The organism is Tessaracoccus bendigoensis DSM 12906 (assembly GCF_900141915.1).
Classification (GTDB): domain Bacteria; phylum Actinomycetota; class Actinomycetes; order Propionibacteriales; family Propionibacteriaceae; genus Arachnia; species Arachnia bendigoensis.
On sequence record NZ_FQZG01000072.1, the window covers coordinates 1 to 23,636 of the forward strand.

Here is a 23,636-nt window from a genome sequence, read left to right on the forward strand (position 1 = left end):
TCGCAGGCAAGGTTGCGATATGCCTATGCGGAACTCCTGGAAACCGCTGGCGACGAGGCGGGGGCTCGTGAGTGGTTCACCTCGGCCGCCGCGCTGGACAGCCACGCGGACCTGGACACCGCCGACCGAATCGCCGCCATCGATGGAGTCGTCCTGCCGGACTTCACTCCTGACGACGATGATGAGGACGATGTCGATGAGTCTGATGAGGACGATGTCGATGAGTCTGATGAGGACGATTTCGATGAGTCTGATGAGGATGACGTCGATGAGTCTGATGAGGATGACGTCGATGAGTCTGATGAGGACGACGACCGAGCGCGCGACTCTGACGAGGCGGGCCAGGACGACGACCTTGCCGAGCCCGAGGACGGCCAGGAAGATGACAACGAACCATTCGAGGACAACGCAAAGGAGCCTGACGGGGAATGAGAGCGCTGGCTGAAGACTACGACGCCTCACTGTTCGATCTCGACGGGGTGATCTACCTCGGCCCTTACGCTATCGACGGCGTCCCCGAGGCCCTCGAGGAACTCCGCTCACGGGGTACCCGTCTGGGTTTCGTGACAAATAACGCCGCCAGGACACCGGAGACGGTGGCTGAGCACCTAGTCGACCTCGGTATCGAAGCCGCTCCTTCGGATGTCGTCAACTCGACCATGGCGACGCTGCGCATGCTGGGAGACGACCTCCAGACGGGGGCCCGGATCCTCGCCGTCGGCACCGACGCACTCCGGCAGCAGCTTGTCGGGGCCGGTTTCACACTTGTCGATTCCCTCGACGACGAGCCCTCGGCAGTCGTACAGGGCTACAGCCCGACCATCGCCTGGCCGAGGCTGGAAGAGGCGGCTCTCGCAGTCCAGCGGGGCGCCGCCTGGTACGCCACCAACCCGGACCTCACCCGACCATCAGACCGCGGAATCGTGCCGGGGCTCGGTACCCAGATCGCGGTGGTGCGTGCCTGCGTGGATGTCGACCCGCAGATCGCCGGGAAGCCCTTCAGGCCCCTCCTTGACGAAACCGTGCTGCGGATGGAGGCAAGACACCCGATCTTCGTCGGTGACCGCACCGATACCGACGTCCTCGGCGCCAACACCGTTGGGATGGATTCCCTGTTCGTGTTCACGGGCGCCCACGGGAAGCATGACCTTGCCGAGGCAGAGCCGGCCTATCGCCCCACCTACATCGGTTACGACGCCAGCGCACTGCTCGAACCACCGCGCGTCGCCTCCTTCGGGGAACAGCGCTACGTCTGTGGCTATCAGGAGGTGGACCTGACCGACAAGGCCGCGTTCCTCTCCACGCGGCCAGTGACCCGTGACGAGCAACTCGACGCCCTTTGGGCGGCGTTGCAGGCGGTCTGGCGGTTCGGGCTCGACATCAGCGCGGTCCTCAACTCGCTGGACACCCTGCGATGACCTCCTCGAAGCCACACGATGCCCACCCTGCGGACATGAGCGGGCGGAATCTGGTGGCCGAGCTGATGGACGGACTCGTGGGGGTCGAGGAACTCCCCGTCGAAGAGCAGACCGCACGGCTTGCTCAGGTGCAACGCACCCTGGCAGGCATCCTCAGCGACGATCCGCTGCTCACCCGCGTCAGCAAGCCCGGCTTCCCCGGGTGAGGCTCGACCTCGCCCTCGTGCAACGGGGGATCGCACGGTCACGCACGCATGCGAGCACCCTGATCGCCGAGGGTCGGGTACTGGTCGACGGCGTCGCCGCGACGAAACCGTCGCAGCAGGTCGGCGACGACAGTCTGCTCTCCGCCGAGGCCGACCGGTGGGTATCGCGCGCGGCCCACAAACTCATCGGTGCCCTCGACGAGACGGGGCTCCAGATACATGGTCGAGTGCTCGACGCGGGCGCCTCGACCGGCGGCTTCACCCAGGTGTGTCTGGAACGCGGTGCCGAACTCGTGTACGCCGTCGACGTCGGGCACGATCAGCTGGCCAGCCAACTGCGAGGCGACGAGCGGGTCAACGTGGCCGAGGGGCGGAACCTGCGCGACCTGACCATGGCCGACGTCGGGGGAACACCCGTCGACATGGTCGTCTGCGATGTCTCTTTCATCTCGCTCAGACTGATCCTGCCTCGTCTGCTCGGTGTGCTCGCCGATCAAGGCGATGCGATGCTGCTGGTGAAACCGCAGTTCGAGGTGGGGCGGGAGCTGCTGGGGAACGGTGGCGTGGTGCGGGATCCTGCGCAGCGCGTTGCCGCGGTCGACGCGGTGTCGGCACTTGGCAAGGCGCTCGGCTGGCGCGAACGCTGGCGGGGTCAGAGCCGGCTGCCCGGGGCCGCGGGAAACCTGGAGTTCTTCGTCTGGCTAACTCGGTAGGCTGGGGTCGTGAATCAGCGAACCGTGGCCGTGCTCGTCCACCCCGAGCGCGAAGAGGCCAGCGTCAAGGCGGTCCAGTTCATGGAGGCCTTGAACGAGATGGGGTTCGATTTCCTCGTCTTCGACAGCGACCTGGCACGACTCTCTGCCTTGGTGCCTGATGCCCTGATAACCGGCCTCGACCATCTGCCGGCCGAGATCGCACTGGTTTTCGGTGGTGACGGCACGGTGCTGCGCGCCTGTGAATGGGCGCTCCCGCTGGGTGTGCCGCTGCTGGGTGTCAACCTGGGGCACGTCGGCTTCCTGGCCGAACTCGAACCCTCCGATGTCGCACAACTCCCCGCGGTCGTCGCTGGGCGCTGCTACGACGTTGAGGAACGAACCACGCTCAAAGTTGAGGTTCGGGACCGCGACGGCAACCTCACCTGGACCTCTCCGGTAATCAATGAGGCATCCCTGGAGAAGGGTGCCCGCGAAAGGATGATCAGCGTGCTGGTCAGCGTGGACGACCGTCCGCTCTCCCGATGGGGCTGCGATGGCGTCCTGGTGTCGACCCCTACCGGATCGACCGCCTACGGCTTCTCCGCCGGTGGACCCATCATCTGGCCGGAGGTGGAGGCCATGCTCATGGTTCCGCTTGCCGCGCATGCCCTCTTCAACCGGCCCATGGTGCTGAGCCCCTCGTCGACCGTCACCCTCGACGTGCCCGAGGACTCGGTCGTCGGTGGCATCGTCTGGTGCGACGGCCGCCGCAGCCACGAGGTCGCACCCGGCGAATCCGTCACCATCACCTCAAACCCCCAACGGGTTCGGATCGCCCGGTTGAGCGAGCAGCCGTTCACCAACAGGCTCGTGAAGAAGTTCGCGCTACCCATCGACGGGTGGCGTAAGAGGAGAGACAACTAGTGCTCACCACCTTGCGCCTGACCGCATTCGGTGTCGTAGACGGGGCAGAACTCGACCTCGGCCCCGGGCTGACGGCACTGACCGGGGAAACCGGGGCGGGCAAGACGATGATCGTGTCCGGGCTTGGGCACCTGCTAGGCGCGCGGGCCGACGCCGGAATCGTGCGCCGAGGCGCGGACAAGGCCGTGGTGGAGGGGCGGTGGGAGGTCCCGCCGGGCCTCGCCGCCAGGATCACCGAACTGGGCGGCACGGTCGAGGACGGCGAGGTCGTCACGCTCCGCCAGGTCGCGGCATCCGGGAGGTCCCGTGCCGTCGTCGGTGGTGCAGGCGTGCCCGTTTCCGCGCTGGCCGACCTTCTCAGCGAGGTCGCCACGATCCACGGGCAGTCCGGCCAGATGCGCCTTTCCACGCCGGAACGGCAGCGGGAACTGCTCGACACCCTCGCCGCGCCACCGGAACTACCCAGGTACCAGGCCAATTTCGCGGAGCGACGCATCGCGGCCGCTGAGCTCAGCCAGCTTGAGTCCGAATCCCAGGCCAGGGCGCGTGAGGTCGACATGCTGCGGTTCGGGCTCGATGAGATCGAGGCGGTGGCGCCGCACCCCGGTGAGGACGATGCCCTGTCCGGGGAGCAGGCGAGACTCATGGATCTCGACGAGCTACGTCGGCTCGCTGGCGGCGCACACGAGGCGCTCAGCGGCGACGAGGCCGACTACGACGCACCCAGCGTGGTGTCCTTGACCGGCGCCACACGCAAACTGCTCACCGACCTCGCCGACCGTGACGCGGATGCGAGGGACCTGGCCTCGCGAGCCACCGAGTTGGGGATGTTCGCAACCGATCTGGCAGCCGATGTCGCCGGGTACCTCGACGACCTGGTCGCCGACCCGCTACGACTCGAGGCCGTCGGGCTGCGACGCCAACAACTCGCAGGGCTGACCCGGAAGTACGGTGCCAGCATCGACGAAGTCCTCGCCTGGGCCGAACAATCTGCGGCACGCTTGAACACCCTCGACGGCAGCGACGTGCGGATCGTGCTGCTCCGCGACCGCATCCGCGAACTTGACGCGGCGCTCGAAAGTGATGCGGCCGCGATCTCGACGGCCAGACACCGTGCCGCCGGCGTCCTCGCTGAGGCCGTCAAACACGAGCTCGCCGCGCTCGCCATGCCGAACGCCGAACTGCGATTCGACGTGACGGCGGCCCCTCTGGGGCCAAATGGCGCCGACCGGATCGAGCTCATGTTCTCGGCCAACCCGGGGTCTGACCCCGCACCGTTGGGGAAGGTGGCCTCGGGGGGCGAACTATCCCGGGTCCGGCTTGCGCTCGAGGTGGTCCTCGCCGAGGGGGCATCGAGCCACACCTTTGTCTTCGACGAGGTGGACGCAGGCGTGGGCGGCGCCGTCGGCATTGAGATCGGACGGCGCCTCCAACGCCTTGCTCGCCGAAGCCAGGTCATCGTCGTGACGCACCTCGCCCAGGTGGCGGCGTTCGCGGATGCCCATTTCGTGGTCGCGAAGGCCAACGACGGGCAGGTCACCACCTCGGGAGTCCGACGGCTGGATGACGCGGAACGCGCCGGCGAACTGGCCCGGATGATGGGCGGGGATCCCGATTCCAGGATCGGCGTCGAACACGCTGCCGAACTGCTGACCCAAGCTCGCGGCCGGTGACCAATCTGTAACACAACGGTCACGTGGCCCCCGTACGCTGGAGGCCCGTGGACAAATCGCCGATAACCAAGCACATCTTCGTCACGGGAGGCGTTGTCTCCTCCCTCGGTAAGGGGCTCTCGGCCTCATCGCTCGGCAACCTGCTGGTCGCGCGGGGGCTCCGAGTGACCATGCAGAAGCTCGATCCGTACCTCAACGTCGATCCCGGAACCATGAACCCGTTCCAGCACGGCGAGGTGTTCGTCACCGATGACGGCGCCGAAACCGACCTGGACATCGGCCACTACGAACGGTTCCTGGACACCGACCTCACCCGCGCCTCCAACGTCACCACCGGACAGGTCTATTCGACGGTCATCGCCAAGGAACGCCGCGGTGACTTCCTCGGCGACACCGTCCAGGTCATCCCCCACATCACCGGCGAGATCCGCGACCGGATGCTTGCCATGGGGTCAGACGATGTCGACATCGTCATCCACGAGATCGGCGGCACGGTCGGCGACATCGAATCGCTGCCATTCCTGGAGGCGGCCCGGCAGGTACGCCATGAGATCGGGCGAGAGAACGTCTTCTTCCTGCACGTCTCACTCGTGCCGTTCATCAAGCCATCCGGTGAGATGAAGACCAAGCCGACGCAACACTCGGTGGCGGCACTCAGGCAGGTCGGCATCCAACCGGACGCACTGGTCTGCCGCGCGGAGCGGGAGGTCAGCCAACCGCTCAAACGGAAGATCGCGCTGATGTGCGACGTCGACACCGAGGCCGTCGTCTCCTGCCCCGACGCAGCCAGCATCTACGCGATCCCGAAGGTGCTGCACGCGGAAGGGCTGGACGCCTACGTCGTGCGGCGCCTCGGCGTGCCGTTCCGCGACGTGAACTGGGTCAAGTGGGACGACCTGCTCGAACGCGTCGACTACCCACGCAACCAGGTCAGTGTCGCCCTGGTCGGCAAGTACATCGACCTTCCGGATGCCTACCTGTCGGTATCCGAGGCACTCCGTGCCGGTGGATTCGCCAACCACGCCCGTGTGACGCTGAAGTGGGTCCGCTCGGATGACTGCGACACCCCCGAGGGCGCCGAACGCGAACTCGGATCCGTAGACGCGGTGTGCGTGCCCGGTGGGTTCGGCATCCGAGGCGTGGAAGGCAAGCTCGGCGCCCTGCGCTACGCCCGCGAACACCGGATCCCGACGCTCGGACTCTGCCTTGGGCTGCAATGCATGGTGATCGAGGCTGCCAGGAACCTTGCAGGCATCGACGGCGCGGCCTCCACCGAGTTCGACCAGGACGCGTCCGATCCGGTGATCGCCACCATGGCGGAGCAGGTCGATATCGTAGGGGGTGGGGGCGACCTGGGTGGGTCGATGCGGCTCGGGTCCTATCCAGCGGTGCTGGCAGAAGGCTCACAGGTGGCAAAGGCCTATGCGGCGACCGAGGTGTCCGAACGCCACCGGCATCGCTACGAGGTCAACAACGCGTACCGCTCGCGGTTGGAGGAGGCTGGCCTGGTGATCTCCGGCACCTCACCGGACGGCGCGCTCGTCGAGTTCGTGGAACTGCCGGCGGACCAGCACCCGTACTATGTCGCCACACAGGCCCACCCGGAGCTGAAGTCGCGTCCAACGCGTCCGCACCCCCTATTCTCGGGACTGATCGCCGCGGCGCTCGCACGCAGGGGATAGGGAGGACAGATCATGCAAGGAGACCGGCCGATGAGTTGGCCCGTCATAGCCCGCGACGTGCTCGGCGAGGGACACGTCTCGTCGTTCGTCAACGAGACCATCGAGGTCCCGACCGGCGAACTGATCGAGCGGCAATACCTGACCCACCCCGGCGCGGTCGCGGTCGTCGCCTGGCGCGAGGAGACCGACGACATCGCCGTGCTGCGGCAGTACCGGCACCCGGTGCGGGCCGTCCTGGTCGAGATCCCGGCCGGTCTGCTCGACCACGGCGACGATGAAGCCTACGTTGTCGCCGCCCAGCGCGAGTTGGCCGAGGAGGTGGCACTCGCGGCCGACCGCTGGGAGGTGCTGGTCGACATCTGCACCACCCCTGGTGCCTGTGAGGAGACGCTGAGGATCTTCCTGGCCAGGGACCTCAGACCCACCAGTCGACCAGAGGGATTCGAGCTGGAAGGGGAGGAAGCCCAGATGACGTGGGGCTGGGAGCCGCGGGCGGACCTGGTCGACGCCGTCCTCGCCGGGACGGTCGTCTCACCGTCGCTGTGTACCGGGATCCTGGCGCTGGAGACGGCACGGTTGTCAGGATTCACCCAGAAGTTGCGGCCGGCGGACGCGCCGTGGCCGATCCGTGAACGCTGACCTCCCGGGGGTCCTCACCGACTACCTGAACCACGTTCGGGTAGAGCGCGGGCTTTCGCCCAACACGGTCGCGGCCTACCGGCGTGACCTGACCCGCTACCTCACCTTCCTCGAGGGTCGCGGAATCACCACCGCGGCGGAGGTGACGACGGTCGACATCTCCGAGTTCGTCCAGGAGCTGAGCGACACGCAGGCGGCCTCGTCGGTCGCCCGCCACGTCGTCAGCGTCCGAAACCTCCACGCCTTCGCTGCGGATGAAGGCATCGCCGGGGAGAACCCGGCCTCGGAGGTGTCACCGCCGAAGCTGGCAGCCAGGTTGCCGAAGGCGCTCAGCGTCGACGAAGTCACCCGCATCCTAGACGCCCCCAACCGGGGCACCATCGCCGGGCTGCGTGACGCGGCCCTCCTCGAACTGCTCTACGGCACAGGCGCCCGTGTCTCGGAGGTCTGCGGGCTGGACGTCGACGAGGTGCGCGTCGCCCTCTTCGAGCCAGAGGCGGGGCTAAGGCTGCGGGGAAAGGGAGGTAAGGATCGCGTCGTGCCCCTCGGCAGCTATGCAGCCAGGGCCGTCAACGACTACCTGGTGCGCGCGCGCCCCACCCTCGCGCAGGCCAGCGCGCGACCCGACCCGGCGCTCCTGCTCAACCAACGCGGTCACCGATTCAGCCGACAGTCGGCGTGGGGGGCCATCCGCAGCGCGGCCGAAGGGGCGGGCGTCACGACCGAGGTGTCACCACATTCGCTCAGGCACTCGTTCGCGACCCATCTGCTCGACGGCGGTGCGGATCTGCGCGTGGTGCAGGAACTCCTCGGCCATTCGTCGGTGGCGACGACACAGATCTACACGCTGGTCACGATCGAGCACCTGCGCGAGGTGCATGCGGCGGCTCATCCGCGGGCCCGATAGGGAAGCGGTTCCTTGCGGTTTCGCTAGAACGACGCGAGGTTTGCGGTCGGCTCGTCCCAGCGGAAGAGCCTGCCCATGGCCGCCACAGCGCGGTCGGTGCCGCCGATCAGGCCGGCCCGGGCGACCTCGCCCGCACCGCGGTCACCGTGCCAGAGCAGTGCGAGGGTGTCGACAGCCAGCCGCACGTCCGGCTCGGAATCGGTCGGCAGGCAGCTTCCGACGCCTCCGCTGACGGTAAGCCGCCAGGTGCCGGCGGCGTAGCCCATGGCGTCGTCGACCTGCAAGACCAGTTCGCCGTCGGCATCGAACGCGCGCCCAGCGACCGCATCCGGAAGGTCGAGGATCCGCAACCACACCGAGTCGCCCACTCCCTTGACCTTCACGGCCCGTGCATCCAGCAGCGAGAGGGGGAGGGGGTCGCTCGGGCTGCTGCCGTGGAACACGAGCGTCTGGACCAGGTCCATCCCCGTCAGCGCCCTCCATAGGGCCCTCTCGACGGCGATCTCCGGGGCGCAGACCTTGAGGACCTGGGCCTTGGGATGCTCGTCCCAGCCCTTGAACCTGAACAGGGCGAAGCCGTCCATTGAGCCGTCGACATCGAAATGCGCCACGGCCCGAAGCGTCTTCGAGGGGCCACCGGCGGCCGGATCCCAGGCGCCGGTGTCGATCAGCCGGTCGGCTTTCGTATGCCCGACGGTGCCTCGGTGGCGCGCCTGATGTGCCTCGACCAGGCGGTCCCAGTCGGCTCCGAGGAAGGACGGGGCCACGAACTCGACCGCTCCACCGGCCACCTCGACCCCCGCCCTGAAACCGAACCGGCCGGTGTCGATCTCGAGCGATTGCCATCGGCTGGCCGGGCCAAACCCGAACCGGCCGTAGATGGTCGCCTCGCTCGCGGTCAGCACGGCGATCGGGATTCTCTCCGCCCTGGCCAGATCCAACTGGCGACGCATCATCTCGTTCAGCAGGCCTCGCCTGCGGTGGCTGGGCAGCACGCCGACGGTGTTGACGATCAGCGCCGGACGGGGTCCGTGGCCGTCGTTGACGGTGCTCGGCGTCGCGTTGAAGCCGGCGATCGGAACCCGGCCCTCCAGGCCCGGCCCATCCGCGGTCACCATCCCCAGCACCGCCTGGTCGTCGCGCCGGTGCTGCCGGAAGACAGCGATCCCCTCCGGGCTCACCCGATCTTCGAGGAAGACCGTCCGGAAGATGTTGGCGTAGGCCTCCCAGTGTGGATCGCCATCTGGTGTGTCAAGGGGCAGGACTTCGTATCGGTAGCGCTGTTCCATGGGACGCGACGCTATCGCGAATCGGACCTTCCCAAGGTCCTCGGGCACCCGGACCCGTCATCGTCTGGGCAATCCCGGCATACTAGAGCCGTTGCATGTTTCAGAGAGGGGGTCGGACGTGGCTGAAGAAGGTCTGTTCGACGAGCCGCAGTTTGAGGTGCCCGATGCGCCGAAGGCCTCCACACTTGTCGACACCGGGGAGATAGGCCCGACCGGCCGGCCGTTGCCGGATCTGCCGGAGCCAGTCGGGCCGGAGCCGGGGCCGCACCACGCCAGGATCATCGCGCTGTGCAACCAGAAGGGTGGCGTCGGGAAGACGACCACGACGATCAACCTCGGCGCCGCACTGGCCGAAATCGGCTACAAGGTGCTTCTGGTCGACTTCGACCCGCAGGGGTCGTTGTCCGTCGGTCTGGGGGTCAACCCACACACGCTCACCACCAGCATCTACAACCTCCTCCTCTCGCGTGAGAACACCGCGGAAGAGGTCATCACCGAGTCCAGCGTGGATCGCCTCGACATCCTGCCCAGCAACATCGACCTGTCGGCCGCCGAGGTGCAACTCGTCAGCGAGGTCGCTCGGGAGCAGACCCTGGTCAGGGTGCTGCGTCCGCTGCGCAAGGATTACGACTTCATCCTCATCGACTGTGCGCCGAGCCTCGGCCTGCTCACAATCAATGCGCTGACCGCCAGCGACTACGTCATCATGCCGTTGGAATGTGAGTTCTTCGCCTTGCGTGGCATCGCGCTCCTCACCGACACGATCTCGAAGGTTCAGGACAGGCTGAACCCCGATCTCGGTGTCCTCGGAATCCTCGGCACGATGTACGACGCTCGCACCTTGCATGGCCGTGAGGTGCTGGAGCGGGTGGTGCAGGCGTTCGGGGACGAGGTGTTCCACACCGTCATCCGCCGCACCATCAAGTTCCCGGAGACCACTGTGGCCGGGGAACCGATCACGACCTATGCGACAGCGTCCCCGGGGGCCGATGCCTACCGGCAGCTTGCCCGCGAGGTGCTGGTGAGGATCAGCGAAAGTGAATAAGCGCGCGTCACTGCCGGGCGCCTCAGAGCTGTTCCGGCCCACAAGACAGGCGCCCGTGCCGGAGGAGAAACCGGCGCGGAGACAGGCTGAGGAGACGCCCGCGACGCAACCTGACGCGGAGGCTCAGCCCACCGCATCGGGCCGGGTCAAACACGACCACAAGATCACGGTCTACTTCAGCGAGGACGAACTGCTCGCATTGGAGGACGCGAACCTCGATCTGCGGCGCAGCCACGGCATCCGCGTCGACCGGGGGAGGATCGTTCGGATAGCGGTGGCGCAGGCCCTGGCCGACCTGGCCGAGAGGGGGCCCGAATCGTCGCTGGTGAGCGAGCTAAGGGCACAGTGAGCCCCGCAAAGGTGGCGGAGCACGGCGACCGGGTCGCAGGCTTCGACGTGCATCTTTCGAACTTCGAAGGACCGTTCGATCTCCTTCTCACCCTGATCGCGAGGCGCGAGCTGGACGTCACCGAGGTCGCGCTCAGCGAGGTCACAGACGAGTTCATCTCCCAGGTGAGGGCTGGGGGAAAACTGTGGGACCTGGAAAGGACCAGTTCGTTTCTCGTGGTCGCTTCCACCCTGCTGGACCTGAAGGCCGCGAGGCTGCTCCCAGGCGGTGAGGCCACGGACCCGGAAGACATCGCAGCACTGGAAGCGACGGACCTGTTGTTCGCGCGCCTGCTGCAGTACCGGGCGTTCAAGCGGCTGGCGGAATGGATCGGTAGTTCGATGATCGCGGCCGAGAGCACGCATTGGCGCCCCGGAGGGCTGGAGGAGGGCTTCCGTGCCGTGTTGCCGGAGGTCGAACTCAACCTCGACATATCCGAACTGGCCGACCTCGCGGTGCGCGCCATGACCCCGAAGGCCCGGCCCACCGTCGAACTGACCCACCTGCACGGCAATACCGTCTCGTTGAGCGAACAGGTCATCCAGGTCGCACGTCGGCTGCGGCTCGGAGGCACGGCAACCTTCAGGACCCTGGCCGCAGGGTGTGACCGGCTCACCGCCGTGGTGCGCTTCCTGGCTGTTCTGGAGCTTTTCCGCGCAGGGCAGCTCGCCTTCGAACAGCTGGCGCCGCTGGGGGAGCTCACGCTCAGATGGACGGCGGGCGAAAAGGAGGCCGTCGAGGTCACCGACGACTACGGACCGGACCCTGCGACGTGGGAGGAGCGGTGAGCCTCGCCCCCGCGCTCGAAGCGATGCTGTTGATGGCGACCGAGCCGATGCCGCTCGACGAATTGGCCTCGGCGCTCGGCGCCCCTGTCGCCGTCGTGGAAGGGGAACTGCTCGACATCGCCGCCTTCTACGAGTCTCACTCCCGCGGCATCAGGCTCCGGGCCGTGGCGGGCGGCTGGAGATTCGCCACCGACCCGGAGGTCTCGCACGTGATCGAAGACTGGCTGGTCTCAGACCAGCGCACCCGGCTCAGCCAGGCGGCCCTTGAGACATTGGCCGTCATCGCGTATCTGCAGCCGGTGTCTCGTGGCAGGGTCTCGGCCGTGCGTGGCGTCAACGTCGACGGTGTCGTCCGGACGCTCGTGGTGCGCGGGCTGGTCAGGGAGGCCGGTGAGGACCAGTTGACCGGTGCGACGACGTTCGCGACCACACCGCTGTTCCTGCAGAAACTCGGCCTGAACTCGCTGCGGGAGTTGCCTGACTTGGCGCCGCTGCTGCCCGACACCGTAGCCTTGGAGGCTGAACTGGGGCATCTCGCGGCCAACGAGCCCTCGACCGCCCCGGCAGAGGAGGAAACCCATGAGTGAATCGCCTGAGGGCATCCGGTTGCAGAAGGCGCTGGCGTCCGCCGGGATCGCCTCGCGCCGCGCCAGCGAGATCCTGATCGACGAGGGCAGGGTCGAGGTCAACGGCAAAGTCGTCACAGAGCAGGGCATGCGCGTCAATCCCGACACCGACCACATCAGGGTCGACGGGGCCCGTATTCCGCCGCCGCGACGCCACCTGTACCTTGTGCTGAACAAGCCGCGGGGGGTCGTCTCCACGATGGACGACCCCGAGGGGCGCCCGACATTGACCGACTATCTGCCCCGCACCAAGGAACGGCTCTTCCACGTAGGCCGTCTCGACACCGAGACCGAGGGGCTGATCGTCCTGACCAACGACGGCGATTTCGCCCACCGGCTGGCGCATCCGAGCTACGAGGTTCCCAAGACCTACCATGTGCAGGCGGTCGGCGTGATGGACAACCGCACCATCAAGAGGCTGGAGAAGGGCGTCACGCTGGAGGACGGTCCAGTCAAGCCGGACAAGGTGAAGCTGATCTCCAGGAGCCAGAACAAGACGCTGCTTGAGATCACGTTGCATGAGGGCCGCAACCGGATCGTGCGCCGGATGATGGAGGCGGTGGGACATCCCGTTGACAGGCTCGCCCGCACCCGTATCGGTCCGATCCGGCTCGGCGTGCTGCCCGTCGGTGAGACACGGGAACTGTCCCGCGAGGAGTTGGGAGCCCTGCTCGACCTGGTCCGGATGTGAGTCCCTTGGGATGCTGGGCTAACATTTCGGGCGTGACTTCATCGACCCGTTCATTCAGACGTGCCCTCTTCGGCGGCGCCCTGGCCGCCGTGCTCACGTTGACCGCGTGCGGCGGGGACCAGACCGCAAGCCCGGACGACACGTCGTCGCCCAGCGCGAGCGCAGTCGCGTCGGCCAGCCCCAGCGCCAGCCCTTCCCCGACGGCGACCGTGTCGCCGTCTGCGGACCTGAGCGCCGTAACCGTCAGCGATGAGGACATCCCCGTGATCACGGTGGAGGCACCGTGGGGGATCGTCTCCACTCAGACGAAGGTGCTCCGCGAGGGCACGGGTACCCAGAAGGTCGGTGACGACGCCACCGTCAGCATCAACTACGTCGGCGTCAACGGCCGCACAGGTGAGATCTTCGACAGCTCGTTCGAGCGCGGTGAACCGACGTCGTTCCCACTCGGCAGCGTCATCACCGGGTTCAAGGTGGGGCTTGTCGGGCAGAGCGTCGGCTCGCGTGTGCTGATCGGGATGCCCAGCGAGGACGGCTATCCCGAGGGGTCACAGGACGGCAGCATCCTGCCGGGCGACTCGCTGATCTTCGTCGTCGACATCATCTCGTCCAGCTTCGACGAAGCCACCGGTGAGGCGGTCACCCCGGCAGCAGGCCTCCCCACCGTCACCATGACGGACGGCAAACCGGAAATCACGATCCCGGCCGGGGCGACCGCTCCCACCGAGCTCCAGATCCAGCCCCTGATCAAGGGGTCCGGGGTAGCGGTCGCCGCCGACTCCACGATCACCGTCAAGTACCGCAGCTGGAACTTCGCCGATGGCAGCCTCTACGAGGACTCGTGGGAGTCGCAGTCCGGTGAACTCGCCAACCTGATCACCGGTTGGCAGGAGGGCCTGGTCGGCCAGACCGCAGGCTCACGGGTGCTCCTGGTCGTGCCCCCGGCGAAGGCTTACCCGGACGGTCGCCCCAGCGCCACACCAGCCCTGGCTGCGGGCCAGACGCTGGTCTATGTGCTCGACATCCTGGACGTGACGGCGCCGTCGGCGTCCTGAACCAGTTCACCGTCCACGTAGGTGGCCCCTGAGAAGAAGCGCTGATCGCCCGGCATGGCGGCCAGCGCTTCTTCCGTGTTCCGGCACGGGCCGAGACCCAATGAGTCGGCCAGGAGCGCGAAGATGCCTTCCGACGCCGAACCGACGTCTCGCAGGGTGACGGCGCCGTCCCGCTTCGCCAACCGTGCGCCGTCCCCGCCGATGACCAGGCCGACGTGGGCATAGCTGGCGGGGGTGCCGCCGAGCCGGGTCGTCAACCAGGCCTGGCGTGGCGCGGAACTGAGCAGGTCTGAACCGCGCGTGATGTGGCTCACCCCCATATCGACATCGTCGACGACCGTGGCGAGGTTGTAGGCGAACTGCCCGTCGCCGCGCACCAGGACGAAGTCGTCGACCTGCCCGGTAACCTCACCCGCGAACGCGTCGGAGACGGTGGACACCGCTCCTCCCGCGTCCACACGGATGGCCGGTGGCCGTTGTTCACGTTTGCGCGCGCGTTCTGCGGCGGTCAGGTCGCGGCAGGTGCCGGCGTAGGCACGGTACCCGTCATGGGGTGCCGAGGCGGCCTCGGCGATCTCCCGTCTGGTGCAGAAGCACTCATAGGTCGGCAGCGTCGCCACCGCATCCCGGTAGAGGTCCAACCTCTCCGACTGCCTGACGGCATCCCCGTCCCAGAGCAGGCCGAGACGCAACAGATCGTTCAACTGGCGCTCCTCGACTCCTCTGCCCGCGCGGACCCGTTCCCGGTCGAGATCCTCGACCCGCATCAGCCACCGACCGCCCGCGTGCCGCGTCAGCAACCAGCCCGCCAGTGCGGTGCGCAGATTTCCCAGATGAAGATCCGAGGTCGGGCTGGGGGCGTATCGGTCGACGAACGGCATGCCCCAATGATGCCCGGTGCCCCAGATCACGCCCCGGGGATCGGATCGAGTAGCCTGACGCCATGACGCAGAGGAAGTCCGAACGGCTGGTAAATCTGCTGATCGCGTTGCTCAGCACGCGGCGATTCCTCACAAGGCATGAGTTGCGGCGGATCGTGGAGGGCTACCGCGACTCGGCCGACGCTGCCTTCGAGCGTCAGTTCGAGCGTGACAAGGAGGAACTTCGCGCGCTGGGGATCGAGGTGGAGACCGGATCAAACGATCGCTTCTTCGAGGACGAGGAGGGGTACCGGATAAACCGCGCCGACTTCGAACTGCCCGAGATCGCATTCACCTCCGCCGAACTCTCCGCCTTGGCCCTTGCCGGGCAGGTGTGGCAGGACAGCGTCGCGGCCGACCACACGGCCCAGGCGTTCGAAGCGCTCAAAGCGGGGGGAGCCGCCCCGGATCCGTCGCTGGTGCCGACCGTCCGCCCACAGGTCAGCGTGAGTGAACCTGACTTCGACGTGCTCTACGACGCCGTCGTGCGCCGTGTCGAGGTCGAGTTCGGCTACGGGGGTGAGACTCGCAGGTTGCAACCGTGGCAGCTGCTGCAGCGCCGCGGAAGGTGGTATGTGTTCGGGCTCGACCTGGAACGGCAGGCAGATCGCTTCTTCAAACTAACCAGGTTCACCGCTCCCGCCAAACAGCGGGGGAAGGCGGGTGCCTACCAGGTCCCAGCTGATGCCAACATGCTTGCTCAACGGCTGGAACCGGTCAACGACGCGGTCGCGGTGGTTGCCCTGCGCACCGGGATCGCCCACAACTTCGGTGAAACGGAACCGGTCGAGTGGGATGGCGTCGTCCCCGATGGTCTCGCCGTCTACCGCGTCGGGCTCGCGACCGCGGCGGCGATCGTCACGGAGGTCGCGGCAGCCGGCCCCGATGCGATCCTCCTGGCACCAGAAGACCTGCGGGCACAGGTCGTCGAGCACCTGAGGGGGGTGGCGTCGTGAGGTCGGGAACTCAGCTGACCAGGCTGCTCCGACTGGTGCCGTTCCTGTCGACCCGCCCCGGCGTCGAGGTGTCGTCCGTGGCGAAGGCGTTCGGGGTCACCGAAGCGCAGATCATCCGCGACCTGGAGGTGCTTCAGTTCTGCGGGCTGCCAGGTGGATATGTCGACGACCTTTTCGACGTCGACCTGGAGTCGGTGCGAGACGAGGGCAGGATCGACTTCCGCAATGCCGAGGTGCTCAGTCGGCCCCTCAGGTTGCGCCCAGAGGAAGCGGCCAGCCTGTTGGCCGCGCTGCGCCTTGTCGTCGACCTGGCGGGCGATTCAGATGCAGCCTCCAGCGCATACGCCAAACTCAGCGCGGCGGTCGGCAGCGGCAACGAGCGGCTCAAGGTGAGTGTCGTACCCAGCGACCCTGGCCACCGCGCGGCGCTCACCGAGGCCATGTCAGGGTCGGTTGTCGTGCGGCTGACCTACCACCGCCCGGGAACGGACGGGGAGTCGAACGCCGACGTCGAGCCCGTCAGGCTGAGGCTCGTCGACGGCTACTCGTACCTCGACGCCTGGAGCAGACCGCGGCAGGCCTGGCGCAGCTACCGGCTCGACCGGATAACGGCCGTGACCCCACTGGAGGAGACGTTCACCACGAGAGGGGACCCTCCGACAGGGTGGTTCGACGATGTCGCCGAGCAGCTCACCATCACCGTCAGGCGTGAAGCTGGCTGGGTCGCCGAATACTATCCGACGACCCACGTCGAGGCCGAAGGTGGCAATCTGAGCGTCACCTTCCCAGTAGCTTCGCGGGAGTGGACGGTCGCTCTCCTGCTCCGGCTCGGTGACGCTGTCGTCGCCGTCTCGGATCCCGAGGTTGCAGAGGCGGCGAGGGCGCGCGCCGACGAGGCCCTTTTCAACTACCAACCCGCGGTGGAGTAGCATCGCCGGGGTGATCTGGATCGTGGTGTTCGGCGTCCTGGCCTTTGCCGGGGGAATCGTCGCCGTCTTGTATGCATCGTCGCTGACCCACAAGGTCAGCGACATCCGACACGAGGTCGGCATCGCCAGGGAGCGTGTCGGCCGGATCGGGGCGCTGCTGGGAGGCGTCGAGCTACCTTCCAGCAAACGCGGATAGACTTAGGAAAGACCGGGCGGGGGCTTTGACGCCGCTGCAGACGAAAGGGAAAGACCATGCCACTTGGTGGTTGGGAACTGGCGATCGTGATCGTCGTGGCGCTGCTGCTGTTCGGGGGCTCGCGCCTGGCAGGCGTCGGGAAGGGCGTCGGCCGCTCCATCCGCGAGTTCAAGGAAGAGGTCAAGGGGGTCGAGGGCGATACCAAGCCCGCCCCGACCGAGGTCGTCGAGGCTGAGATCGTTCAGCCCGAGATTGATCGCAACAAGCCCGAGAGCTGATTTCGTTGAGCGTCGCGACAACCGACCCGGCAGAGAAACCTCGCCGGTTCGGTTGGCTGCGCCCACCAAAGGGCGGCCCCGACGGGACCATGTCGCTCTTCGACCATCTGCGGGAGCTGCGCTACCGGGTGACGGTGGCGGCCATCGGCATCATCGTGGGCGCGATCGTCTCCGCGATGTTCTACCAGCAGTTGGTCACGTTCGTGCTCGCGCCATGGGCGAGAGCACGGCGGGCGCTGGAGGAGAACCTCGGCGCCCAGACCATGATCGCCAACAACGGCGTCACCCAGGCATTCACCGTCGCCGTGGTCCTGTGTGTCGTCGGAGGCATCTTCTTCTCCGCCCCGGTGTGGTTGTGGCAGATCTGGGCCTTCGTCGCGCCCGGCCTCGTGTCCAAGGAGAAGAAGTACTCACTCATCTTCGTAGGCGTTTCACTTCCCCTGTTCTTCGCCGGATGCGCGCTCGGCTACATCGTGTGGCCCAAGGGGATCGAGGTGCTCCTGAGCTTCACCCCGGAGAACCAGGGCATCACCAACATCCTCGACGTAGCCAACTTCATGCAGATGGAGATCAAGGTGATGCTCGTCTTCGGACTGAGCTTCCTTCTCCCGGTCGTGGTGGTCGGCCTCAACATGGCCGGCGTCCTGCGCGGATACCAACTCAAGAAGGCCCGGAAGTTCGTGGTATTCGGCTCAGTTGTGCTCTCCGCCGTTGCGACCCCCACCACCGATCCGTTCTCGATGCTCGCGCTGGCCGTGCCGATCACCGGCATGTTCCTCATCGCCGAGGTGATCTGCGTCGTCTGGGACAAGAAGCGCGGCATCACCGAAGAACAGGCCGCAGAGTTCGTCATCGACCTCGACGACGGCAAGTGAGCAGGGAACTCGCGAAGCGACGCCTGATCAGCGTCGTTTGTAACGAACGCTCGGGCGGCGGCAAGGCGGGCCGTGCCCTTCCGAAGGTCGCCGCGAGGTTGCACGAGGCCGTCCCCGACGCAGAGATGCATGTGGTCACCTCCACCTCTTTCGAGGCGGCTAGAGACCTGACCCGCTCGGTTGCGATAACGGCACAGCCCGGCGATGTGGTGGCCGTGATGGGCGGTGACGGCATGGCGCACCTCGGAGTCAACGCCTGCGCAGGAACAGACGCCACCCTGGCCGTCATCCCTGCGGGCACCGGCAACGACCTCGCGCGCGGCGCCGGAATCCCCGGCTCGGTGACGGAGGCCGTCGAGGCTCTCATCCGTGGCAAATCGCGACGCATCGACCTGTCGAGGCTCACCACCCCGAGCGGCACCTGCTATGTGGGGGCGGTCGTGTCGAGCGGATACGACGCCCGTGTCAACCGGGCGACAAACGACATCCGGTTGCGGTTGGGGGCACTCAGCTACGGCTACATCGCGCTCCGCGAGCTTGCTGCCTTCTCCCCGCTGCACTACCGGCTCACCATCGACGGGGTCGAACGCGAGGTGAGCGCGATGATGGTTGCGATCGCGAACACCGGCCTGTTCGGTGGAGGGATGCGCATAGCCCCTGACGCCGATCCGGCCGATGGATTGCTCGATGTGACGATCATCCACGAGGCTTCCCGTCGCAAACTTCTCCGCCTGCTCCCATCGGTCTACACCGGCAAGTTCATCACCAACCCGGTGGTCGAACGGTTGCGGGCCAAGGTCGTCCGGTTCGACGGTGACGACATGTTTGTGATGGGTGACGGTGAGGAACTGGGCGCGGTGCCTGCCACCGTCGCCATCGAGCCCGGTGTCCTCAACCTGATCGTCGGGTAGTTTGGGGCTGTGACCGAGGCCCTTCCGGAAGAACTGCGCGAGTTCGCCTCGCTCTACCCCTATGAGCTCGACGACTATCAGATCGCGGCGTGTCATGCGCTGAGCGGGGGCAACGGGGTGCTGGTCGCCGCACCAACCGGGGCGGGGAAGACCGTGGTCGGGGAGTTCGCCGTCCATCTGGCCGTGGCTGCTTCCCGCAAGTGCTTCTACACAACGCCGATCAAGGCGCTCTCCAACCAGAAGTACAACGATCTGGTCGACCGCTACGGCGCAGACCGGGTCGGCCTGCTGACCGGAGACTCATCGATCAACTCCGAGGCTCAGATCGTGGTGATGACCACCGAGGTGCTGCGCAACATGATCTACGCAGGATCGCCGACGCTGAACAACCTCGGGTTCGTGGTGCTGGACGAGGTGCACTACCTCGCAGACAGGTTCCGTGGAGCTGTCTGGGAGGAGGTCATCTTGTCCCTGGCCGAATCGGTCCAGATCGTCGCGCTGTCTGCCACGGTGAGCAACGTCGAGGACTTCGGCGACTGGCTGAGCACCGTGCGGGGACGGTTCGAGGTGGTCGTCTCCGAACGTCGACCGGTGCCCCTGTTCCAACACGTTCTCGTAGGCCGGAAGCTGGTCGACCTGTTCGAGGGCGTCGCACCGACCGCGCGGGAACTGCCGTCGGAGCGCGCCGCGAAGGTCAACAGCGAACTTCTGCGGGTCAGCCGCAATGAGGCGACCCGGGTACGCGACGATTCGCGTAGCCCGCGAGGTCGATCCGGCAGGGGTAGGCAGCAGCACGGCCGCGGATCGGGCCAGTATGGCGGCGCGACACACCCGAGATTCGCCGGTCGGCCCACCAGCAGGGCGGAGGTCGCGATCGTCCTCGAGCGGGCCTCGCTACTGCCAGCGATCTACTTCATCTTCTCCCGGATCGGCTGCGACTCGGCGGTTAGGCAACTGGAGGGCGTGACACTCACCAACAGAGAAGAGGCGGAACTGCTCGGCCGGATCGCCGACCGTCACGTCGCCGGGTTGGGCGGGGCGGACCTTGCGGCGCTGGACTTCGAGCGCTTCCGAGACTCGCTGATGGGAGGGGTGGCAGCCCACCATGCAGGCCAACTGCCCGCATTCAAGGCCATCATCGAAGAGGGCTTCGTGACCGGCGCGCTGAAGCTCGTGTTCGCCACCGAGACGCTGGCCCTCGGAATAAACATGCCCGCCAGGACCGTGGTGCTCGAAAAGCTCGTCAAGTACAACGGCGAGGCGCACGTCGACATCACGCCAGGGGAATACACCCAGTTGACCGGACGGGCCGGTCGCCGTGGCATCGACGTGGAGGGGCACGCGGTCGTCGCATGGCAGGCAGGCATGGATCCACGGGCAGTGGCTGGGCTGGCATCCCGGCGGACGTACCCGCTGCGCTCCAGCTTCGCGCCCACTTACAACATGGCGGTAAACCTCATGGCCACCCTCGGGCCCACGAGGGCCAGGGATCTCCTTGAACAGTCCTTCGCGCAGTTCCAGACCGACAAGTCCGTGGTCAAGGCGTCACGCACCGAACGGACGCTGCAAGTCGACCTGGCGGCGGCCAGGGAGTCGCTCGAGTGTCACCTCGGCGACGCCCTCGGCTACGCGCGGCTGCGCGATGAGATCACGCGTCTGGAGTCGGAGTCATCTCGTGCCAGGAGGGCCGAACGGGCCGACCAGCTTGAAAGCTCCATCACCGCTCTGATGATCGGCGACATCGTACACGTCCCGCGGCAGGGCTGGTCAGTCGTGCTCCGCGTCGGGCAGAAGCAGCGCGGTGGGCAACCGTGGGCTCAAGTGATCTCGGCCGACCATACGGTGCTCAAGCTAGAGCCGCACGATCTGCGGGGGCCTCTGGCGTCGGTGGGTCGCGTCCGGGTACCTCGCGACTTCTCCCTTCGGGACCGCAGATCGAGGCGTGCGGTGCTCGTGGCCATGTCGGACAAGCTCAAGCAGACCGATGCGCAGGTCCCCGACACGGCGTTCCCCAGTGACGATGCGGTCGCCGGACGGATCGCGGAATTGCGCGCCGAACTCAGAGCGCACCCGGTTCACGCCTGTCCAGACCGCGAGTCCCACGCGGTTGAGGCGGCAAGGATCATCCGGTTGGAACGGGAGGCGCGGCGACTCACGGCCGAGACGACCGGGCGGGCCAATTCGCTGGCCGTCCAATTCGACCGGGTCTGCGCGGTGCTGGCCGACCTCGGCTACCTCGACGGGGACGAGTTGACAGATGCAGGGAGGATGCTGCGCCGGATCTACAACGAGTTGGACCTGGTGGCAGCCGAGTGCGTCAGACGAGACGTGTTCGCGGACCTCGATCCGGCGCAACTCGCCGCGGTGCTCTCGACGCTCGTCTACGAATCCAGACCCAGCCGTGACTCCTCGCATCCGCGGATGCCCGATGCGGCGTCTGAGCGGGCACAGTCCGAGCTGCGGATGGTTTGGCGTGAGGTCGGCCAACTCGAACGCACCCACAGGCGGGATCGTGGGCGCGAACCCGACATCGGTTTCGCGGAGGCTGCCTGGCGCTGGTCCAACGGGCAGGACCTGGCCAAGGTGCTGGCGACCACAGGACTGGCCGCGGGTGACTTCGTGCGCTGGGTCCGTCAGGTGATCGACCTGGCGGGGCAGTTGGCCACCGCGGTGGGGCCGGGCGACCTGCGGCGCACGTGTCACCTCTCGGCCGATTCGATGCGTCGCGGCGTGGTGGCCGCCGACATGAGTGAGGACTGACCGGTAGCCTGACCACATGTCAGTTGCCCTGCGGGTGATCCCCTGCCTCGACGTCCACGACGGCCGCGTCGTCAAGGGCGTGAACTTCACGAACCTGCGTGACGCCGGAGACCCGGTCGAGCTTGCGGCCAGGTATTCGGCCGACGGAGCCGATGAACTCACGTTCCTCGACATCTCGGCCTCGTCCGAAGGCCGCGCCACCACGCGAGAGATGGTTGCCCGCTGCGCCGAGAGCGTCTTCATCCCACTCACCGTCGGGGGTGGGGTCCGCAGTGTGGAGGACGTCGACCTGCTGCTGCGCTCCGGCGCCGACAAGGTCGGCATCAACACGGGGGCGCTGGCCAATCCGGATGTGATCAATGAGATCGCGGCGCGTTTCGGCAACCAGGTCCTTGTCCTGTCGCTGGATGCACGGCGCGAGGAGCACATGCCGTCGGGGTTCGGGGTGACCACGCACGGCGGGCGCCGCTCGGCGGGCATCGACGCCGTCGCCTGGGTGAGGGAGGCGTGCGAGCGTGGGGTCGGCGAGGTTCTGCTCAACTCCATGGACGCCGACGGCACAACCGACGGGTTCGACATCGAGATGACCCGAGCGGTGCGGGAGGTGGTCGACGTGCCGCTGATCGCATCCGGTGGTGCCGGGACCGTCGAGCACTTCGTGGAGGCCGCCAGGGCCGGCGCCGATGCGCTGTTGGCGGCCAGCGTGTTCCACTACGGCACCTTGACCATCGCCGAGGTCAAGGCCGGGCTCGCGGCGGCTGGTTTCGAAGTGCGTGACTGAACAACTGGAAGGGAAACTCATGGATTGTCTGTTCTGCAGCATCATCGCGGGGGATATCCCGTCGCTCAAGGTCTACGAGGACGACGTCGCCTACGCCCTCCTGGACATCAATCCTTGGCAGGTGGGACACACGTTGGTGGTTCCGAAGCGGCACTCGACCGACATCCTTGAAGACGACGATGTGCTCGCCGAGATCGCCCCGACAATCGCGCAAGTTGGTCGGCTCCTGAAGGAGCGACTTGGGGCCGACGCGTGCAACGTGGTCGCCAACGCCGGTGCGGTTGCCGGGCAGGAGGTGTTCCACACGCACGTGCACGTGCTGCCCCGGTATGCGGACCGGCCGGGGATGGTGAACTTGAAGTCGCCGGTGGATGAGGAGCTCGCGGAGACACATTCCCGGATTGTTCCTAGCTAGCGGCTCAACCGGCGGTTGGTTGAGCCGCTCCGGAGGAGGGCTAGCCTGCGCGTGGTCGTCACCATCTGGCGCAGGGTGCAGGACCTGGCCCCAGGTTCCTGCACATGGTCATGGTGGTTTCGTCACGCCTCGTTCGTTCCTCACGAGGCGGCTCAACCGACGTCGAGGCGGCTCAACCGGAGCTGGTGCATGGTAGCGGTTACCTTTCCTGAGTTAACGGGACCCCCTGGGTTAGGGTGGCCTAAGCCCAATACCGTTCAGTTAAGGTCGCAGCGGTGTAGTTTGGTGGTATGCCGCGTGTTGGATGGAAGAAGCCAGAGACCGAGCGTCGCCTCTCTGACCTGGTCTCGGTCGGGGTGCTGACGCGGGTGTTCCCGCCCGAGCTGGTCGATGAGGTGATTGCCGATGTTGGCCGGACCGAGCAGCGGCATCGTTCGTTGCCGGCTCGGGTGATGGCCTACTTCGCGATCGGGATGGCGCTGTACTCCGAGGGCTCGTACGAGGACGTGCTGGCGCAGTTGACCGACGGGCTCTCGTGGGCCTCGGGATGGAGCGAGACATACGTGCCGCCGAGCAAGTCGGCGATCTT

At 66.8% G+C, this 23,636-nt stretch carries 26 protein-coding genes and 1 pseudogene; 25 read left to right on the forward strand and 2 right to left on the reverse strand.

What is annotated here, in order from left to right; genetic code table 11:
• The 9 genes and pseudogenes from BUC15_RS20045 to xerD form a co-directional block, all read left to right on the forward strand.
• Window positions 1–432, forward strand: a pseudogene (locus tag BUC15_RS20045) (hypothetical protein); the annotation flags it as partial.
• The gene (locus BUC15_RS15405) at window positions 429–1,418 is read left to right on the forward strand and encodes an HAD-IIA family hydrolase (RefSeq protein WP_073189924.1); all 990 of its coding nucleotides are present in this window, start codon (window positions 429–431) and stop codon (window positions 1,416–1,418) included. The pseudogene BUC15_RS20045 and the gene BUC15_RS15405, both read left to right, overlap by 4 nt.
• A 35-nt stretch (window positions 1,419–1,453) precedes the next feature.
• On the forward strand, window positions 1,454–1,624 hold the full coding sequence (locus BUC15_RS20050) for a hypothetical protein (RefSeq protein WP_175558366.1): 171 nt from the start codon (window positions 1,454–1,456) through the stop codon (window positions 1,622–1,624).
• Window positions 1,621–2,337, forward strand: a complete 717-nt coding sequence (locus BUC15_RS15415) for a TlyA family RNA methyltransferase (protein ID WP_073189929.1) — start codon at window positions 1,621–1,623, stop codon at window positions 2,335–2,337. The genes BUC15_RS20050 and BUC15_RS15415 overlap by 4 nt, the downstream gene beginning before the upstream one ends.
• 9 nt (window positions 2,338–2,346) lie before the next feature.
• Window positions 2,347–3,243, forward strand: a complete 897-nt coding sequence (locus BUC15_RS15420) for an NAD kinase (RefSeq protein ID WP_073189931.1) — start codon at window positions 2,347–2,349, stop codon at window positions 3,241–3,243.
• Window positions 3,243–4,916, forward strand: coding sequence for a DNA repair protein RecN (gene recN / locus BUC15_RS15425; protein WP_073189933.1), 1,674 nt, complete (start codon window positions 3,243–3,245; stop codon window positions 4,914–4,916). The genes BUC15_RS15420 and recN overlap by 1 nt, the downstream gene beginning before the upstream one ends.
• Window positions 4,917–4,963: 47 nt before the next feature.
• The gene (locus BUC15_RS15430) at window positions 4,964–6,598 is read left to right on the forward strand and encodes a CTP synthase (protein ID WP_073189935.1); all 1,635 of its coding nucleotides are present in this window, start codon (window positions 4,964–4,966) and stop codon (window positions 6,596–6,598) included.
• 12 nt (window positions 6,599–6,610) lie between these two features.
• Window positions 6,611–7,237 (forward strand): NUDIX domain-containing protein, encoded by a 627-nt coding sequence (locus tag BUC15_RS15435; protein WP_073189937.1) that lies wholly within the window; start codon window positions 6,611–6,613, stop codon window positions 7,235–7,237.
• Complete coding sequence (gene xerD / locus BUC15_RS15440; RefSeq protein WP_073189939.1) at window positions 7,227–8,144, forward strand: site-specific tyrosine recombinase XerD; 918 nt, start codon at window positions 7,227–7,229, stop codon at window positions 8,142–8,144. Before BUC15_RS15435 ends, xerD begins: the two co-directional genes overlap by 11 nt.
• A 23-nt stretch (window positions 8,145–8,167) precedes the next feature.
• Here xerD and BUC15_RS15445 read toward each other — a convergent pair whose 3' ends face one another.
• Complete coding sequence (locus BUC15_RS15445; RefSeq protein ID WP_073189941.1) at window positions 8,168–9,433, reverse strand: GNAT family N-acetyltransferase; 1,266 nt, start codon at window positions 9,431–9,433, stop codon at window positions 8,168–8,170.
• Between the two features lie 133 nt (window positions 9,434–9,566).
• Between BUC15_RS15445 and BUC15_RS15450 the strand changes: the two genes are divergently transcribed.
• From BUC15_RS15450 to BUC15_RS15475, 6 genes are read left to right on the forward strand one after another with little or no spacing between them, the layout of a single operon-like run.
• On the forward strand, window positions 9,567–10,478 hold the full coding sequence (locus BUC15_RS15450; RefSeq protein WP_084189656.1) for a ParA family protein: 912 nt from the start codon (window positions 9,567–9,569) through the stop codon (window positions 10,476–10,478).
• Window positions 10,471–10,827, forward strand: a complete 357-nt coding sequence (locus tag BUC15_RS15455; RefSeq protein ID WP_073189943.1) for a hypothetical protein — start codon at window positions 10,471–10,473, stop codon at window positions 10,825–10,827. Before BUC15_RS15450 ends, BUC15_RS15455 begins: the two co-directional genes overlap by 8 nt.
• Window positions 10,824–11,654, forward strand: a complete 831-nt coding sequence (locus BUC15_RS15460) for a segregation and condensation protein A (RefSeq protein WP_073189945.1) — start codon at window positions 10,824–10,826, stop codon at window positions 11,652–11,654. The genes BUC15_RS15455 and BUC15_RS15460 overlap by 4 nt, the downstream gene beginning before the upstream one ends.
• A complete protein-coding gene (scpB, locus tag BUC15_RS15465; protein ID WP_073189947.1) occupies window positions 11,651–12,241 on the forward strand; it encodes an SMC-Scp complex subunit ScpB in 591 nt (196 codons plus the stop codon). Before BUC15_RS15460 ends, scpB begins: the two co-directional genes overlap by 4 nt.
• Window positions 12,234–12,971 carry a pseudouridine synthase gene (locus BUC15_RS15470; protein ID WP_073189950.1) on the forward strand — a complete coding sequence of 246 codons (738 nt, stop codon included), beginning with the start codon at window positions 12,234–12,236 and terminating at the stop codon, window positions 12,969–12,971. The genes scpB and BUC15_RS15470 overlap by 8 nt, the downstream gene beginning before the upstream one ends.
• Before the next feature lie 32 nt (window positions 12,972–13,003).
• A complete protein-coding gene (locus BUC15_RS15475; protein WP_139280303.1) occupies window positions 13,004–14,026 on the forward strand; it encodes an FKBP-type peptidyl-prolyl cis-trans isomerase in 1,023 nt (340 codons plus the stop codon).
• On the opposite strand, the gene gluQRS is transcribed toward BUC15_RS15475, so the two are convergent.
• Entirely contained in the window at window positions 13,981–14,907 is a 927-nt protein-coding gene (gluQRS, locus tag BUC15_RS15480; protein ID WP_084189658.1) for a tRNA glutamyl-Q(34) synthetase GluQRS, read from the reverse strand. The two genes, BUC15_RS15475 and gluQRS, sit on opposite strands and share 46 nt — an antisense overlap.
• Window positions 14,908–14,969: 62 nt before the next feature.
• Between gluQRS and BUC15_RS15485 the strand changes: the two genes are divergently transcribed.
• From BUC15_RS15485 to BUC15_RS15530, 10 genes are all read left to right on the forward strand, one after another.
• Window positions 14,970–15,902 carry a helix-turn-helix transcriptional regulator gene (locus BUC15_RS15485; protein WP_073189955.1) on the forward strand — a complete coding sequence of 311 codons (933 nt, stop codon included), beginning with the start codon at window positions 14,970–14,972 and terminating at the stop codon, window positions 15,900–15,902.
• Window positions 15,899–16,831, forward strand: coding sequence for a helix-turn-helix transcriptional regulator (locus BUC15_RS15490; RefSeq protein WP_073189958.1), 933 nt, complete (start codon window positions 15,899–15,901; stop codon window positions 16,829–16,831). Before BUC15_RS15485 ends, BUC15_RS15490 begins: the two co-directional genes overlap by 4 nt.
• Window positions 16,832–16,841: 10 nt before the next feature.
• Window positions 16,842–17,027: a hypothetical protein gene (locus tag BUC15_RS15495; protein ID WP_073189960.1), complete on the forward strand. Its 186-nt coding sequence runs from the start codon at window positions 16,842–16,844 to the stop codon at window positions 17,025–17,027.
• A gap of 56 nt (window positions 17,028–17,083) precedes the next feature.
• On the forward strand, window positions 17,084–17,305 hold the full coding sequence (locus tag BUC15_RS21110) for a twin-arginine translocase TatA/TatE family subunit (protein WP_073189963.1): 222 nt from the start codon (window positions 17,084–17,086) through the stop codon (window positions 17,303–17,305).
• A 5-nt stretch (window positions 17,306–17,310) separates the two neighbouring features.
• Window positions 17,311–18,180: a twin-arginine translocase subunit TatC gene (gene tatC / locus BUC15_RS15505; RefSeq protein WP_073189966.1), complete on the forward strand. Its 870-nt coding sequence runs from the start codon at window positions 17,311–17,313 to the stop codon at window positions 18,178–18,180.
• Window positions 18,177–19,091, forward strand: coding sequence for a diacylglycerol/lipid kinase family protein (locus BUC15_RS15510; protein WP_084189654.1), 915 nt, complete (start codon window positions 18,177–18,179; stop codon window positions 19,089–19,091). Before tatC ends, BUC15_RS15510 begins: the two co-directional genes overlap by 4 nt.
• 9 nt (window positions 19,092–19,100) lie before the next feature.
• Entirely contained in the window at window positions 19,101–21,851 is a 2,751-nt protein-coding gene (locus tag BUC15_RS15515; RefSeq protein WP_084189655.1) for a DEAD/DEAH box helicase, read from the forward strand.
• 16 nt (window positions 21,852–21,867) lie between these two features.
• Window positions 21,868–22,632 carry an imidazole glycerol phosphate synthase subunit HisF gene (gene hisF, locus BUC15_RS15520; RefSeq protein WP_073189969.1) on the forward strand — a complete coding sequence of 255 codons (765 nt, stop codon included), beginning with the start codon at window positions 21,868–21,870 and terminating at the stop codon, window positions 22,630–22,632.
• Window positions 22,625–23,047 (forward strand): HIT family protein, encoded by a 423-nt coding sequence (locus BUC15_RS15525; protein WP_245788013.1) that lies wholly within the window; start codon window positions 22,625–22,627, stop codon window positions 23,045–23,047. Before hisF ends, BUC15_RS15525 begins: the two co-directional genes overlap by 8 nt.
• A gap of 290 nt (window positions 23,048–23,337) precedes the next feature.
• The coding region (locus BUC15_RS15530; RefSeq protein ID WP_175558367.1) for a transposase domain-containing protein at window positions 23,338–23,636 on the forward strand (299 nt) is incomplete at its 3' end.